This window comes from Paenibacillus sp. F411, from assembly GCF_017582705.1.
GTDB lineage: Bacteria > Bacillota > Bacilli > Paenibacillales > Paenibacillaceae > Paenibacillus_AQ > Paenibacillus_AQ algicola.
On record NZ_JAGFIP010000001.1, the window covers coordinates 192,561 to 208,705 of the forward strand.

A 16,145-nucleotide genomic window follows, 5' to 3' on the forward strand; every position below is an offset into this window, starting at 1 on the left:
GACAGAACATTATACTGATCGTAAAGAGGTTCGAATAGTTCAGTTAAGCAACATCGGTGAAAGTGGATGGAGAGAAGACAATACAAGGTATACAACCTTCGAACATGCGGAAACCATTTCACGAAGCTTAGTAAAGCCAGGTGATATTGTCATTGCTAAAATGATGCCAGCTGGGAGGGCCATTATTGTCCCAAATGATGAAAAGGCGTATGTTCTTTCATCTGATGCAGTAAAGTTAGTACCTAAGAAATCAATAAATACAAAATACCTGCTATATGGTATAAATAGCAACACCTTCAGAAATCAAATTACTGCAGAGACGCAAGGAATTACTAGGGCGAGAACGAGTATTGGAAAACTTAAGACATATGCATTTCCACTTCCGCCTATGCCTGAACAACAACGCATCGTTGACCGTATTGAACGCCTGTTTGTTAAGCTTGATCAGGCAAAGGAATTGGCACAAAATGCTTTAGATAGCTTTGAAACACGTAAAGCCGCTATCCTATACAAAGCTTTTACAGGGGAGCTCACTGCGAAGTGGCGTGAAGAGCAAGGTTTGAGAATGGACAGTTGGCAAACGAAGAAGTTGAGAGATTGTGGAAAATGGTATGGTGGTGGGACACCGAGCAAATCTGTAAGTTCATACTGGGAGAACGGCACAATAATGTGGGTAACACCAAAGGATATGAAAGAAAAATACATTATAGATACGATTGACCATATTACCGACGTTGCTGTAGTCGAATCTTCTACGCAATTGATCAAGCAACCGTCTCTTCTCTTCGTAATGAGAAGCGGTATATTAAGAAGAATCTTACCAATATCAATCGCAAAAGATAAAATCACTGTAAACCAAGATTTGAAAGCATTGATTCCCGAAGGAATTGAACTGGAATATTTATATTGGTTTTGTATTTCTCATGAAAGTGATATCAGAGAGAACTGCTCAAAAAGTGGTACCACAGTAGAAAGCATTGAAACGACTGCGCTGTACAAGTATGATGTTTTAATTCCTTCTAAAGAAGAGCAAATCGAGATCATTTCTACGATTAACAGACTTCTTGAACAAGAAGAAAAGGCAAAAGCATTATGTAATATTATTGAGACTGTTGAAACAATGAAGAAAGCCATACTCGCTCGTGCTTTTCGTGGTGAGTTAGGTTCAAATGATCCTGCTGAGGCAAGTGCTATAGAACTGCTTAAAGCAGCGTATTTATAGGAGAGAGCGGCAATGTTATCTTGGATAAAAAGGCTATTTAATAAGAAAGTGAACGATGGATTAGAGGATGAACTTAAGACACTTCTACATGACATTATGCAAACAGACATACGAATTTCACAACATAATGCAACTGGCATGTCCATGCTGGTTGCAACTTATAAAGACTTAAGATTTATCATTAGAACTGATGAAAGTGGATCACATATGCATACACCACATTTTCATGTTGAATCAGGTGGTAGAGCTGCAAGTTATAGGTTAAAAGATTGTAGTAATCTAGCAGGAAGATTTCCACAGCACATAGAGACATTAATTCGTGAATTCTGGTACAAAAGAAGAAGAAAGCTCTGGAAGAGATGGAGAAGTTCAAGACCAACTAATATCTATTGTACTATTTAGCCCTGTGATGACTTATGGTGAATATTTAGACATCGATGAGGGGCGAACAAAAGCCAATTATGGCGTGCTTTATAAGGGATATCATAATTGTCGCTAAGACTGTAGATGCGATATTATAGAGCCGCGATAGACAGTTGTGATCACATCTATGATCACGAACCTTGGTTTATCGTCGGAAATCCAAGGATACAGCAAATCAAACCGAGGTCCGAAAACCCTTACTACAGCAGGCTTTCGAACAATTCGGTTCATAACAGGAAACAGAGCATACCACACTGGCAGCGATGAGGTCAGGGGTTCAATCCCCCTAGGCTCCATATGAAATAAAGCCGCTAAACACAAGGGATTCCGAGTGCTTGGCGGTTTTTTCTATGCCCGAAACAGCAATGATTAAAGATCGGAACTTTCGAGTGTTTTGAGATTACACAAGAGCATCATGTTTCTTGATAACAGAGAAATCGCCTTGTCCTCTTTTTTAATACCGAAACTTGTCGAATGCAATCTGGATAGCGTATAATAACAATTGACAAACATTATACATACATCATACAAATCAGAACGGGAGCGATGCAGATGTCATCTACAAAAATTTTGGACCAGAACCACAGAATTATCGAGATTGTGTGGGAACAACAAGCACAGCCCGAGGATTTTGATCATATTACATCTCAGATTGAACGATTTGCGCTGCAGCTGGGTGGGACCTTTGACGTACTAGTCGATATGCGAAAGGTGAAGGCATTCATGCCGGAGTCTCAGGCAAAGCTGGTGGAGCACCAGAAGGAGCTGCTGAAATTCGGCATGCAGCGGGCTGCAGTCATCGTGGACGGGGTCATCACCAAGATGCAGCTGAACCGCTCTGCCAGGCAGTCTCAGCACAGCACGGAGTCGCATTGGAACAGCTATGAAGAAGCGCTGTCGTTTCTCAAAGAATCAAGCCCTGCCCTACATTCCTGATTGGCGTGTATATGATTCCAAATCTTGATCCATAGTAAGGCAGGATGTCTTTTTACAAGCCTTTAGAACGAAAAGTACATCCTGACTTTACAAAAATATAATTAATAATTTATATTCCCTTTACAATGTGCTAAATTAAGTATGGTATGTAACCACACAACTAGAGGGGGATCTATTTTGGATTGGCAGGAGATTTTGTTTAAATTTGTTGGAGGGCTGGGTATTTTCCTCTTCGGCATTAAATATATGTCGGATGGACTCCAAAAGTCGGCAGGCGACAAAATGCGCGGCATTCTGGAGCGGTACACCTCTAATCCGATTCTCGGCGTGCTGGTCGGTATTTTCGTCACGATCCTGATCCAGACGTCAACCGGTACGACCGTTATGGCGATCGGCCTCGTGAATGCGGGCTTGATGACGATGAGACAAGCCATCGGGGTCGTCATGGGTGCCAATATCGGTACCACGCTGACTGCCTTCATCGTCGGGGTCAAGATTGAAGAGTACGCTCTCCCGATTATCGCGGTGGGTGCTTTCTTCCTGTTCTTCATCAGCAAAAAAAGCTATCAGTATATCGGACAGGTTATTTTCGGCTTCGGTACACTGTTTCTGGGTCTTTCGACGATGGGCGGCGGATTGAAGCCCCTGCGTGAGCTGGAGGCTTTTACGGGCTTTATGGTCGATCTGGCCGATCAGCCGATCCTGGGCGTTCTGGTAGGCACCGTGTTCACGATGATTGTCCAGAGCTCCAGTGCGACCATCGGGATTTTGCAGACCATTGCAGACGAGGGCATGGTCAGCCTGCGCGGCGCGCTGCCAATTCTGTTCGGGGATAACATCGGAACGACGATTACAGCGGTGCTGGCTTCGATCGGCGCTTCGGTGGCTGCCAAACGGACAGCGCTTGTGCACGTCATTTTTAACGTGATCGGTACGATTATCTTTACGCTGCTGCTGGTTCCGGTGGAGAAGCTCGTCCTGTGGTTGGGCGAGGATGTGAACATCCGGATGCAGATTGCGTACGCGCATGGCTTGTTTAACTTTACGAATACACTGATCTTCCTGCCGTTGATTCCTGTGCTGGCGTGGCTCGTGACGAAGAGCATTCCGGGCAAGATGGAGGAAATTCAATTCAAGGCGATCTATCTGGACGACCGGTTGCTGGCAACCCCGGCAATGGCACTCGGACAAGCTCAGCACGAAATTGTGCGCATGGGACGCTATGCACATGAGTCTTTCAAGGATGCGACCGGGTTCTTCTTTAGCAAGGACAATAAATTGGCGGAGGCTTCCTTCCAGAAGGAGGAGCTGGTCAATGAGCTGAACCGCAAGATTACAGACTATATTATGAAAATCCATCAGATTGGCTTGTCGCCAGGTGAATCCGAGAGCGCTACGGGATGGTTCCAGACCGTAAGTGATCTGGAGCGGATTGGCGATCATGCCGAGAATGTAGTGGAGCTTGCGGAGTTCCGGTTCAGCAACAAGCTGGATCTATCTGCGGATGCAGAGAACGAGCTTCGAACCATGATGGAGGTAGCGGATCAGGCAGTATCCCAGGCACTGACGGCGCTGGAGCATCATGATGTAGATGCGGCGAATGAGGTACTGGTCCTGGAAGGCCGGCTGGATGAGCTGGAGGCTGAATACCGCCAGAATCATATCAAGCGCCTGAATCAGAACCTGTGCTCCGGTGGAACCGGCACGATTTATCTGGATCTCCTGACCAACCTGGAGCGGATTGGCGACCACAGCAAGAACATTGCTCAGTTTGTTCTGAGTAAATAATGCAGTTCGATTTTAATCTGCCGGCAGGGCCTGAAGGTCCCTGCCGTTTTTTTTTCGCTGTCTGACATTGCTTCCTGGTGGACAGCATGAACGAGATGAAGCCGATGCTGGATCAGGTGCTCTACAAGCTGCTGGAGGCTGTATGCGAAGCTGAACGATGTCGTTCAGCAGCTGAACGGACTGCAGGATATGCAGAGAATGCCGGCTAAGGCTGTTCAGTGCATTGGAGAAGCCTTCGGGTTGCAGCAGTTATCGCTGTTTATAGAGGATGATTTGCGGTTGTCGCTCCGCGCCAGCTACGTGAAGGGACACGTCAGGGAGGAAGAGCGCAGCTTGAGTCAGGATGAAGCAGGCCCCGTTTCTCGCTACATAGACCTAGGTATAGTCCTAAGACCTTTGGGGATAGATGCAAGCCATAAATCAGCCTTTTAGCCGATGCATGGACAGCCATTCCTGATTAGAATAAAGTTTAAAGTTGCTTACTAAAAGTTAATACGAATAGAGAAGGCGGAGGGAATTCCATGAGTACTGTATTATTTGTTAAAGCCAATGACCGCGGAGATGCAGCGGTGAGTGTGAAGCTGTACGAAGCATTTCTGGAGAGCTACAAAGCGACCCATAGCGAGGATGAGATCATCGAGCTGGACCTGTTTCAGGAAGAGCTGCCATATTTGAATTCCGACATGATCAACGGAAACTATAAAGCAGCCCAGGGCATGGAGCTGACACCGGGTGAGCAGGCAGCCGTCGCTGTATCCGATAAATATATTAATCAATTTTTGGCTGCAGACAAGGTGGTCTTCGGTTTTCCGCTGTGGAACCTGAGTATTCCTGCGGTACTGCACACCTATATGGACTACATTACACAAGCGGGCAAGACCTTCAAATATACCGAGACTGGTCCGGTCGGCCTGATCCCGGACAAGAAGGTGGCACTGATCAATGCCCGTGGTGGTATGTACTCCGAGGGTCCGGCTGCGGCCAGTGAAATGTCTTTGAATTATATGCGGAACATGCTGTCCTTTTTCGGAGTTCATAACTTTGAGTTTATCATCGTCGAAGGCCACAACCAAATGCGGGATCAGGCAGAAGCCCTGGTTGCTGATGGCGTAGCGCGTGCGAAGAAGGCAGCTGCAAGCTTCTAATCTGAAAAACACGCTGGAGTATAAATAACCGCCTGTCCCCTTTAAGGGGCGGCGGTTATTTAGATTCTGTCTTGGAATTAACGGCGGGCTCCGGTTACAATAGAGACAGCATGAAGGGGGGAACGAAGCTTGGATTTTTTTGGTGAGGCTTGGCAATACATACTTGTGTTTCTTATGGGGGCGGTACCCTGGATCGAGATTGCTGCAGTAATCCCGCTCGGCATTTTAGCCGGCTTGAATCCGGTGTTGACCGGGACGATGGCTTTTCTTGGGAATTTGGCCACGGTGTATGGGTTGGTGGTGTTCTTCGACAAAATCCGGCAGTGGAGAGCGGCAAAGAAAGAGGCTCTGGGTAAGCCAAACAAGAAAAGTGATCGAGCGATTGCACTCTGGAACAAGTACGGCCTGCCGGGCTTGTCCTTGCTGGGTCCGCTGCTGATCGGCTCGCATATTGCGATATTCATCGCGATTGTGTTCGGGGCCAAGAAGCACCTGGCATTAATATGGATGACGATAAGCCTGGCGCTGTGGAGTCTTGTATTTACGCTGGCATCCATGTACGGGGTTGACTGGTTCCAGTCGTTTCGTGGATAAGATCACAGCTGTTTTCGATAAATACATGGCAAGACAGTCCTTTCAAAGAGAGGGCTGTCTTTTTATATGGAAGCCAAACCTATCCTTGACAGAAGCTATACGGGCGGCTAAACTGCAAATAAATGATGACTTAAACGTTTAAGTCGACTTGGACCCCAGTATAATGAGAGTGGAGTGTGTCTTATGCCCATCATCACGTTGAAAGACATGTACTCATCAAGCCTTCATAACAGCCGGGATATTTTTGTATATCTGCCTCCTTCTTATGAGAAGGAGGACGACCGCCATTACCCTGTCTTGTATGTCCATGACGGACAGCATATGTTTGCCGGGGATGAGCGTGGAGATTCCTGGGATCTACACCTCACGGCGGAGGAGTTGATCTCTCAAGGAGTCATGGAGGAGATCATCATCGTTGCGGTATCCTCAGTGACCCATCAGCGTGTGTCGGAGTATTTTCATGATAACCCGGGCGTCAAGGACATCTTCCATGCTGAGTGCAAGGGAGAGGCCTATGAGGAGTTTCTGATCTCTGAAGTCATGCCGCGGATCGACCGGGATTTCCGCACACGCACGGGACCGGAGCATACCGCCCTGCTGGGGTCTTCCGCAGGAGCGCTCGTCTCTTATCACATTGGCTTTCACCGGCCGGATTCATTCGGAAAGATCGGACTGATGTCTCCGTTTCTCGTGCACACCCTCGTAAATGAACAGGGAGAGGCTGGCGGGAAGCCCCCTGTCAGCCAAATGAATATGTATCGCCGATATGAGGAGAAGCCGCCGGTGTCGGTCTGGCTAGATATCGGGGGAGTGGAGGGAACGTTCATGGTGAGTCAGGTTCGTCAGTTCGCTGATGAGCTGATTGAGCTTGGCTTTCAGCCCGGGAAGGATCTGATGTTTCTGGTGGATGAGGCGGCGGCACACACCCAGAGTGCATGGCGGCAGCGTGCAGCTTGCCCGCTGCTCTATTTCTTTGGTGACCTGGGACAGCCGATTACGCTGGAGCTTCCGGGACGGAAGGAGATTGTCCTTGAGGAGAAAGGCTTTCATCTTCATCCGAAGGCACAGTATACCAGTGGATTTCAGATGACGCTGCTGCATGCGCGATACCAGGCCGAGCCGCCGGAGATGCTGGAGGTAAAGAGCGACGGGGCGGTCATCCCGCTTCAGCAGGGAGCAGCGCAGGTACGGATCCACTATGGCGGCATTACGGAGTCCTTTTCGGTTGAGATTGCTGCTGGGCACACTGAGCTCGTCGAAGTGGAAGTGACCGTGACCGTGCCGACTTCTACCATAAGGGATGATTCCATTCACTGCGGTTTTGAAATTCCGCGAGCTGAAGAGGGGCTTTATTATGGCCGCTATTTGCTGCCGCGGGACCTTTATTTTCAGGTGAAAATTTCGAAAGGCTTTGGCGTTCATGAAAAGGCGGACAGCTACCGGGAATTCAATACGTGTGAGCCCAGACGCCTTCATTTTCAAGTAGAGGAGTGGGAGCATGAGCAAAGCAGCATTTTTGGATCATCGGCTGGAGATTATTCCTGACTTTGAATCGTCTGTCCTGGGACATTCGCGGAGCATCCGCGTGTATCTTCCCCCAAGCTATTGCGAAGAGGAGGAACTTCGGTATCCGGTGCTATATATGCATGACGGACAGGGCTTGTTCGATCCCAATCCGATGTCCGGCACTTCCTGGCACATGCATGAAACGACAGACCGCCTTATTGCCGAGGGGCGGCTGCAGGAAATTCTGATCGTCGGGATCGATAACCGGGGAGAGGCCCGGAGTCACGAATACAGCTTTCCGCTGCAGGATGGGAGGATTCCGGGGGCCCCGGATATTCACTGTGAGGGCGAGCGCTACGAGCAGTTCCTGATTCAGGAGCTGAAGCCTTTTATAGACGCCAGGTATCGCACGCTTTCGGACAGAGACAATACCGCGCTCATGGGCTCTTCTATGGGAGGGTTGGTCACCTACCATCTGGGCTTTCGCAATCCGGATGTATTTTCCAAGCTGGGCATTCTATCACCGTATTTTTACCGCCTGGAGCTGAATACGCTGGAGGAGACGCGCTTCTACAATCGCTATGAGCACCGGCCAAACGTGAACATATGGATGGATATCGGAGGCATTGAGGATAACATTCTGGTTCGGCATGTACGTTCCGTCGCTGATGAGCTGGTGGAGCTCGGTTTTCAGCAGGATCACGATCTGGTGTACCGGGAGTGGCCGTATGCCGCCCATACAGAGCAGGATTGGGCTGAGCGGGTGCATTTGCCGTTGCTTTATCTATTTGGTACGCCGGCTTGTGAGAGTGAGGGTGAGCCTCCATGGGCTCGTACGGGCCTGCCAAAGCGGGATAAACGATACAGCCATGACGCCCGGGAGCGGGTGCAGGTTGAACTGTCGATTAAGGTTCCGCCAGGAACGCCGGCGAAGGATATGATATGGATCGGGAAGCTGGCGGTTCCTCGAATCTCGGCCGGCGTATTCGGCGGCACATTCAAGCTGCCCAAGGGTATGGGAGTCCGCTTCCGGATTCACACCGATCTGGGGTATCATGAAGCAGGACCTGCAGGAGAAGAGCTGCCCTTCCGCCGTATTACATGGGACCATGATATGAGGCTGGAATGCAGCGTGAAAGGATGGCGTCCGTAGAGGTGCATGCTTACCAATGAGAAAATTTACAATGAAGGATATTGCCCGGGAAGCCGGGGTGTCGGTTGCTACAGTTAGTTATATCCTCAATAAAGCCCCGGGGCAAAGTATATCAGAAGAAACGAGGCAGCGGGTGCAGGAAATTGCTTCGCGGCTTCATTATGTTCCCAGCCTTACAGCCAGGTCGCTGGTGAAGGGTAAATCAGGCATGCTCGCTCTGCTCTACAGCCGCAGCGACAATGACAGCCAGTGGAAGCAGTTATATTATGGAGCGCTGTGCGAGCGGATGGAAGCCCTGTGCAAGGCAGAAGGATATCATTTGCTCGTGATGGGTGTAGACGCCGATCAGCCGAAGCTTGATATTATCCAGCAGCGTGAGATTGACGGCGTGCTGCTGGTCGATGTGAAAAAAGAGGTCTTTCCAGACATCTCGGTTCACTTTCATCGCGGTGTCCCCGTCGTTCTGCTTGACAGCATCATCGAGGACCCTTTGTTCCACAAGGTGGTTCTGGATTACCCTGCTGCCTTTCAACGGTGGAGAGAGCAGGTCGGAGAGGCAGCAGGAGGTGGCTTCCTGATTATGGGTACACGGGTGAATGAAGAGCTGAACCAGGAGATGATTTCTGCTTCTGGCTTTCAGCGAGATCATATTTTTGTGCTGGATACCGAGAATGAGAAGGAGCTGCCACGCTTTCTGGAGCGGTTTCAAGGTCATCAAGGCGTCGTAATCAACGAATTTGCGGCACTGCCTCTGCTGGGCTTGAGCCGGGAGCTGCAATTGGAGCTAACGGTCCTGTGCACAAGCGGCTATCCGCAGCTGCTTCCGCCTGAAGTGAAGACCCTGCAGATGGAGACGGGTCAGCCTCATCTTGCGGCTGCTCTGGAACTGATCAAGCATTACATCCAGAGCGGGAGTATGGCGGAGGAGACGGTCACGGACGGACACGCGGAAAAGCAGCCCTTCAAGCAATATATAACGATTTCTTTGACTTAAAGTAAGGAGCCGAAGCCGACGCGCTTCGGCTTGCTTTAGCGCTTGAGCTTAAACGATTAAGTCGGAAAGGGGGAACTCATATGCAAGCTGAGTGGAAACAGCCGGGAGCAGAAAACGCCGTGCGGTCGTCTGCAAGCAGTGCATCACTATGGCATAACCGGCCCTTTTTGCTGCTTCTGTCCGGCTATTCTCTGAGTGTGTTTGGCAATGGATTTCAGTCGATTGCGCTGAGTCTGTGGATTCTGGAAACGACAGGCAGTGCCAGGATGATGTCATTGGTGATGGGCATCTACATGCTAAGCTCGCTTTTATTCGGGGCGGTAGCAGGAACCGTGTCGGACCGGAGTAACCGGATTCGGCTGATGACAGCAGCAGATCTGCTGCGAGCCTTGTGCACGGCAGGCATTGCCCTGGTGATCGGGCTGGCGCCGCAGCTTACCTTTGCGGTATTGATTCTTGTTGGAATGACAGCGATATCCGGGCTTTTTCATTCTCCCTCGATGCAGACCTCTCTCGTTCGGTTTGCCGGGCAGGACCAGATCCAGCGCTCTACGAGCCTGGTCAACATTATGGAGAACATTGCGCGTGTCAGCGGCCTGGCACTGGGTGGTGTTGTCATTACGTGGTTCGGAGGCGTGGCTGCGATCTGGGTGGACAGCTTTACCTTCCTTTTGTCAGCCATCCTGATCTCACAGGCAGGAGCCTATATCGCAGCAAGGGAGCGTCAGGGCATAAGGGCGGGAGAGGGAGAGGAGCTTGCTGCTCCGCCAGACCCGGTACAGGAGTCCTTGAACTGTAAGAGCCATCCACCGCGCAAAAAGCTGCTCAGCGAGATGTGGAGCGGTCTTCAATTCATGAAAAACGATGCTGCCGCGCGGTCTGTCATGATTTTGTCTCCGTCCCTGATGCTGTTCTTTACCTCCTGTCTCATGCTCATTCAGGTTGTAGCCGTTAAAGTGTGGAAGGTGAATCCAGCGGGCTTTGGCCTGATTGAAGCCGCCTTTCCGGTAGGCTACCTGACGGGATCTTTTCTCATTCTGACGCTGGATCAACGGCTTCGCCGGCGCGGCTGGCTGATCTTTGCGGGCATTTTCTCACTGGGTCCCGTGTTCGTGCTGATGACCTTTAGCCGCAGTCTGGTCATTTCCGTGCTCCTCATCTTTGCGGCGGGGTTCATGTTTGCCTTTGCAACGCTGCTGGTGCAAATCCTGCTTCGCCTGCGGGTTCAGCCGGATATGCTCGGTCGTGCCTTTGGCATTCTGGGCTCCCTGACCAGTGTCCTGCCGCCAGCGGGGCTGGTCCTGTCTGCCTTTGCAGCCGATCTTTACGGCCCGGCTCCAACACTGCTGATCATCGGACTGCTGCTGTCGGTTCTTGGTATATTAAGCTTCGCCGGGTTGAAGCCGATCAGAGATTTCGATTAAGGACAGGGACGGCTTCTCACTCTGGGAACGTTTGCAGCGCTGCTCATAGATTTGATAGGATAGAAAGCGTTAACAGTATGGCAAACTATCCTCATAAGGAGTGAGAGGCTCAGGATGAAATACAGAAGATTAGGGCGTACAGAGCTTAAAGTATCCGTTGTGGGCGTAGGCACCTGGCAGTTTGGCGGCGATTGGGGAAAAGATTTCAGCCAAAAGGATGTGGATGGCATTCTGGGCTGTGCAAAGGACCTGGGAATCAATCTGATTGACACGGCGGAGTGCTACGGTCCGCATCATATGTCAGAAAAGTTCATTGGTGATTTTTTGAAGCGAGACCGCCGGGAGGATTGGGTTATTGCTTCCAAATTCGGTCATCGGTGGCATGACCACTGGGAAAATGCATGGAGTGTGGATGAGATCCGTACCCAGCTTGAGGAATCCTTGCGAGCGTTGAACACGGACTACATTGATTTGTACCAATTCCATTCCGGTTCGGATGAGGTATTTAATCATGATGACCTGTGGACGATGCTGGATAAGCAGGTTCAAGCCGGGAGCATTCGCAATTTGGGCATTTCGATCGGCAGCAACCAAAATGTGTACCAGACGGATAAGGCTACCGATGTGAACGCAAAAGCGATTCAAGTGATTTATAATCGCATTGATCAAGCGCCGGAGCAGGAAGTGTTCCCATCCTGTCAGCGGCAAGACCTGGGTGTACTGGCAAGGGTTCCGCTGGCGAGCGGATATTTAAGCGGCAAATACAAGCCGGGAGCGGTCTTTACAGACAATGTGCGCAAGAATCATGAACGGGAAGAGATGGATAAGAAGCTGCGTCTCGTGGAGCAGATCCAGCGCTCTGAAGTGCCGGATGGCGTGGGGATGGCAGAATGGGCTCTGGCATGGTGTTTGCAGCACTCCGCAGTCAGCTGCGTAATACCGGGATGTAAGAGCATTGAGCAGGTGAAGTCGAACGCGAGAGCCGTGGAGATAGGCATGGTGAAGGAAGACCACCCGGCTGCTTGGAAGTAAAGGCTTGAGATCTAACAACAACAGCCGTTCAAGGGATATCCCCTGAACGGCTGTTTCCAGTACACTAGACCTCGCTCCAAATCCGCTTGACGTTGTGAAGGGCAATTCGGGTGCCTTTGGTGCACTCCTCCATGCCTTCGTATTCAATGGACAAGAAGCCATCGTAGCCGGAAGATTTAATGCTGCGAATGATTTCAACCATATCCAGATCCCCCTGACCGGCGATGGCACCGCGGAGATAGCGGCCGCCTGCGCTCTTGAACCAGCCTTCTCCGGGATTGCGGTGAGCAGGACGGACGTAGAAATCCTTTATGTGCACCATAGAAGCATAGGGCAGATTGTTTTTCACGGCAGTCAGTGGATCTTCATCCACACAGACAAAATTGCCGACATCCAGCGTGGTCTTGAAATTGTCCCGATTTACGGCATGGATCACACTTTGCACGCGGTCGCTGGCCTGGACGTAATAGCCGTGATTCTCCAGGCTGGTCGTAATACCGTATTCTCTGGCATGGTCTGCAATCCGTTGACAGGCTGCAGCGATCCGCTCCAGGTCCTGATTAAAATTCCTTATTGATGTGTCCTGACGGGAAGCCACGTCATGGCGCATCAGCTTTGCTCCCAGGCGGTGAACGCGATCCACCTCGGAGATGACCCGGGCAATTTCTGCTTCATATTGATCTTCCGTATCGTTCAAGAAATTAGCGCCGATCGCATAGTTCGAAATTTCAATACCTGCAGACTTCGCCTTGCTGATCAGCTGCTCCTCGAGCTCCGGCTGCTCCTCAAAGCTGAAGCCGAGTCCCGGTACGATCTCAATATGCTCTCCGCCATTCTCGGCTACCCAGTCTATCGCCTCCAGAATATTCATATGTCCGGCATTCATGGCCTGAAACAGGCTGTACGAGCTAACTCCCAGTTTCATGCGGTATTCTCCTCTCTGCCATTTAAGGGTTAATTCTTGAAGGATTTAATAAAGGCTACGGCCTTTTGGATATCCATCTCCGGATTGTCGCCGACTTCCCGTTCAATGGTCAGATAGCCTTTATAGCCAATCTCATCAAGCGCAGCGAAGTAAGCCTTGAAGTCCACCTTGCCTTCCCCTAACGGGAGCTCCTTAAAAGAGGCCCCGGAGACAGCCATATCCGCGATTTTTCCGTGGTCCATAGCATTGTAGCCCAGGAAGCCGTAGACATCGCGGGGGTCCATGTGACGCAGCCGCACACCGTCCTTGACATGCGTATGCACGACATAGTCCTTCAGCAGCTTCACACCTTCCACAGGATCGTCACCGGTAACCATGACCATATTGGCCGGATCGAAATTAACCGAGACGCCGTTCGTAGTGAGATGATCGAGGAAGCTTTTCAGATGCGCTGCGGGCTCCGGTCCAGTCTCAATCGCAAAGTAGGCATTCATGCTCTTGGCGTAGATGCCAAGCTCATCACAGGACCGCTGCATAGCATCATAGATCCGGTCGTTCTGATCCTCCGGCACGATGCCAATATGTGTGGTGACGACGTTTGTGCCCAGCTCCACAGCCAGATCCAGAATCTGCTTCGATTTCTCGATCTTCTCCGGATTGGCTGCAGCATCCTGAAAGCCATGCCCGGCGAGATCGCCGCAGAGTGCAGAAATTTCAAGGCCAAGCCCGTCAATGTATTCGCGCAGCTCGCGGCGTTTCGCAGGACTCAGGTTGGCAGGATCCATCTCGCCCGAAACGGCATAGATCTGTACACCGTCAGCGCCAGCCTGCTTGGCCTTAACAAGTCCCTCGCGCACCCCGACTCCAAAGCTGTCTACAATGACTCCGATTTTATTATTTAGCAGCATCCAAGTCACACTCCTTATCTTATAAAGTGGTTAAACATCATATTAAAAATGAATTTCACGGCCCTCGGCAGCCGATTGATACACGGCATTCAGGATCTTGATCATTTCCACGCCGTCCTCTACCGGACTATTGGTTTGAATCAGGCCGAGACAGCTATCGACAAAATGGGAAATTTCCTGGTCAAATGCTCCTTGAAATTCGAAGCCCGGATGTGTAAGCTGCGGCTCTACATTAATAATCGTATTGTGACGCTCCGTTACAATAGAGAGCTTCGGCTCAATCTCGGCGCCGCCCTTGTCTCCATAAATATTGATCTGCGCAGAGTTATCCCGCGCGTGCAGGGTAAAGCTGACATCGACCAGCAAAGAGGCCCCGTTCTCAAAACGGATAAGGGCATTCGCCATATCCTCTACGTTGTTTAAGGCGGCGTCATAATCAGCGGCTTTGTAAAAATCCAGGTTCTGAATATGAGCTCGGTTGCCAAGGCGGTTATACGTGTTGCCGCTGACCGATTTCACCTTTGGCTTGCCCATCAAATACCAGCACAGGTCGATACAGTGAACGCCGATATCAATCAAAGGCCCTCCGCCGGAGCGCTCCTGATCGGCGAACCAGCCGCCGGGGTTGCCGAGGCGGCGAATCAGGCTCGCTTTGGCAAAATAAATTTCTCCAAGCTCGTCTTCATCAATAAACTTCTTCAGGACATGAATGCTGGAGGCATGGCGGCGAACATAGCCGACCTGCAGCGTTTTGCCGGATTCTCGTACCGCCTCCTGCACCTGCAGCGCTTCCTCGACCGTCTTGCACAGCGGCTTCTCACACAGCACATGCTTGCCCGCTTGAAGGGCGGCAATACTAATCTCTGCATGTGAATTGTTCCAGGTACAAATACTGACGGCATCTACCTCGGAATTTGCGAGCAGTTCCTTATAATGACTATACACGTTCGGGATGTCATATTTCTCTGCCTTTTCACGCGCTCTGGGTTCATTCAGGTCGCATACGGCGGCAAGCCTGACCTTCGGGTTGGCACTGTAAGCCTTTAAATGCGATTCAGAGATGGATCCGCTTCCGATCAAACCGATGTTCAAGGTACTCATAATAACCTAACATCCTTTCCATATTTCATGCTTGCTCTTGGGGCACCCGTATAGAGGGGCGCAATCAAATATGTTATATTTATTCAAGCACCTATAAGTTAGCACGTTTGTATGAGGGGGAGAATGTGCAGGATGACAATAACCATGGATTATATGATCAGTTCATATCCTATTCGTCTGTTTAACCCCAAGCTGGATGCGAGCAAGCAGAAGATCAAGTCTCTGACCCTGGTGAACGCCGGACATCTTCCAAAGAGAAGGCCCCAGCGCCTGAACGCGCAATTCTCGTATTGGGCATTTGTCATGATTACCGGCGGCTCCGGCTTTTATCAGGTCGATGAGGGGGAGCAGCAGGCGATTGAAGCGGGAAGCTGGTTCTGCCTGTACCCGGGCGCAGTATTCAATTACGGGCCTTGGGAGGGCGGAGATTGGGATGAATATTACTTTACGGTAGAAGGCTCCCGCATTACAGAATGGCTGGAGCAGTGGCTGCAGGACCCCGGGAAGGTCAAGGCCACTGTATTTGATGATTCTTTAATGCACCGGATGGAGCTGATCTTCAAGCTGATGGACAGCGGAGCGCCAAGCAATATGGACCGCGCAGTGCTTATGCTGGAAAGCTTTTTGTACGATTTAGCCTGTTATTCCGACGGTGGAGAGGACAGTACCCGGGAAAGCTTTGCGCTCAAGGTTATTCAAGACATCTCGCAATCTCTCCATGTAAGGCAGGAAGCGGCAGAGATGGCGTCAAGGCATCATATTTCAGTATCCACGCTTCGAAGAATAGTACAGGAGTATACGGGCTATCCGCTGAACGAATTTCTGCACCGCCTCCGGATTTCGGAAGCACGCAGCATTTTACTGAATACCGAGCTGACGGTGAAGGAGACTGGGGAAGCGTTAGGATATAAAGATACCTTTTATTTCTCCCGGGTCTTCAAGAAAATGACCGGCGTTTCGCCGCGCAGCTATCGTAACCGGGTAGGGCCGTGAA

General features: G+C 50.5%; 16 protein-coding genes. 13 read left to right on the forward strand and 3 right to left on the reverse strand.

Annotation, left to right across the window (positions count from 1 at the left end; genetic code table 11):
- Nucleotides 1-115: 115 nt before the first annotated feature.
- The 12 genes from JJQ72_RS20695 (at nt 116) to JJQ72_RS00840 (ending at nt 12,217) form a co-directional block, all read left to right on the forward strand.
- On the forward strand, nt 116-1,222 hold the full coding sequence (locus JJQ72_RS20695; protein ID WP_347880713.1) for a restriction endonuclease subunit S: 1,107 nt from the start codon (nt 116-118) through the stop codon (nt 1,220-1,222).
- A 12-nt stretch (nt 1,223-1,234) separates the two neighbouring features.
- The gene (locus JJQ72_RS00795; RefSeq protein ID WP_208202420.1) at nt 1,235-1,624 is read left to right on the forward strand and encodes a DUF4160 domain-containing protein; all 390 of its coding nucleotides are present in this window, start codon (nt 1,235-1,237) and stop codon (nt 1,622-1,624) included.
- 573 nt (nt 1,625-2,197) lie between these two features.
- Complete coding sequence (locus tag JJQ72_RS00800; RefSeq protein WP_208202421.1) at nt 2,198-2,581, forward strand: hypothetical protein; 384 nt, start codon at nt 2,198-2,200, stop codon at nt 2,579-2,581.
- Nucleotides 2,582-2,758: 177 nt separating this feature from the next.
- The gene (locus JJQ72_RS00805; RefSeq protein WP_208202422.1) at nt 2,759-4,369 is read left to right on the forward strand and encodes a Na/Pi cotransporter family protein; all 1,611 of its coding nucleotides are present in this window, start codon (nt 2,759-2,761) and stop codon (nt 4,367-4,369) included.
- A gap of 86 nt (nt 4,370-4,455) precedes the next feature.
- A complete protein-coding gene (locus tag JJQ72_RS20610) occupies nt 4,456-4,578 on the forward strand; it encodes a hypothetical protein (protein ID WP_279591672.1) in 123 nt (40 codons plus the stop codon).
- 312 nt (nt 4,579-4,890) lie between these two features.
- Nucleotides 4,891-5,514, forward strand: a complete 624-nt coding sequence (locus tag JJQ72_RS00810; protein ID WP_208202423.1) for an FMN-dependent NADH-azoreductase — start codon at nt 4,891-4,893, stop codon at nt 5,512-5,514.
- A 129-nt stretch (nt 5,515-5,643) separates the two neighbouring features.
- Nucleotides 5,644-6,108 (forward strand): small multi-drug export protein, encoded by a 465-nt coding sequence (locus tag JJQ72_RS00815; RefSeq protein ID WP_233281011.1) that lies wholly within the window; start codon nt 5,644-5,646, stop codon nt 6,106-6,108.
- A gap of 183 nt (nt 6,109-6,291) precedes the next feature.
- On the forward strand, nt 6,292-7,653 hold the full coding sequence (locus JJQ72_RS00820; protein ID WP_208202424.1) for an alpha/beta hydrolase: 1,362 nt from the start codon (nt 6,292-6,294) through the stop codon (nt 7,651-7,653).
- Nucleotides 7,607-8,767, forward strand: coding sequence for an alpha/beta hydrolase (locus tag JJQ72_RS00825; protein WP_208202425.1), 1,161 nt, complete (start codon nt 7,607-7,609; stop codon nt 8,765-8,767). Before JJQ72_RS00820 ends, JJQ72_RS00825 begins: the two co-directional genes overlap by 47 nt.
- Nucleotides 8,768-8,783: 16 nt before the next feature.
- Nucleotides 8,784-9,761, forward strand: a complete 978-nt coding sequence (locus tag JJQ72_RS00830; protein WP_208202426.1) for a LacI family DNA-binding transcriptional regulator — start codon at nt 8,784-8,786, stop codon at nt 9,759-9,761.
- Between the two features lie 80 nt (nt 9,762-9,841).
- Nucleotides 9,842-11,185, forward strand: a complete 1,344-nt coding sequence (locus tag JJQ72_RS00835; RefSeq protein WP_208202427.1) for an MFS transporter — start codon at nt 9,842-9,844, stop codon at nt 11,183-11,185.
- Between the two features lie 114 nt (nt 11,186-11,299).
- Nucleotides 11,300-12,217 carry an aldo/keto reductase gene (locus JJQ72_RS00840; RefSeq protein ID WP_208202428.1) on the forward strand — a complete coding sequence of 306 codons (918 nt, stop codon included), beginning with the start codon at nt 11,300-11,302 and terminating at the stop codon, nt 12,215-12,217.
- 64 nt (nt 12,218-12,281) lie between these two features.
- On the opposite strand, the gene JJQ72_RS00845 is transcribed toward JJQ72_RS00840, so the two are convergent.
- Genes JJQ72_RS00845 through JJQ72_RS00855 form a run of 3 tightly spaced genes read right to left on the reverse strand, consistent with a single transcriptional unit; the run spans nt 12,282 to nt 15,151 of the window.
- Entirely contained in the window at nt 12,282-13,142 is an 861-nt protein-coding gene (locus JJQ72_RS00845; RefSeq protein ID WP_208202429.1) for a sugar phosphate isomerase/epimerase family protein, read from the reverse strand.
- A gap of 29 nt (nt 13,143-13,171) precedes the next feature.
- Nucleotides 13,172-14,050, reverse strand: a complete 879-nt coding sequence (locus JJQ72_RS00850) for a sugar phosphate isomerase/epimerase family protein (RefSeq protein WP_208202430.1) — start codon at nt 14,048-14,050, stop codon at nt 13,172-13,174.
- 42 nt (nt 14,051-14,092) lie between these two features.
- Complete coding sequence (locus JJQ72_RS00855) at nt 14,093-15,151, reverse strand: Gfo/Idh/MocA family protein (RefSeq protein WP_138226382.1); 1,059 nt, start codon at nt 15,149-15,151, stop codon at nt 14,093-14,095.
- A 132-nt stretch (nt 15,152-15,283) separates the two neighbouring features.
- On the opposite strand from JJQ72_RS00855, the gene JJQ72_RS00860 reads away from it, so the two are divergent.
- The gene (locus tag JJQ72_RS00860) at nt 15,284-16,144 is read left to right on the forward strand and encodes an AraC family transcriptional regulator (RefSeq protein ID WP_208202431.1); all 861 of its coding nucleotides are present in this window, start codon (nt 15,284-15,286) and stop codon (nt 16,142-16,144) included.
- Nucleotide 16,145: the final 1 nt, after the last annotated feature.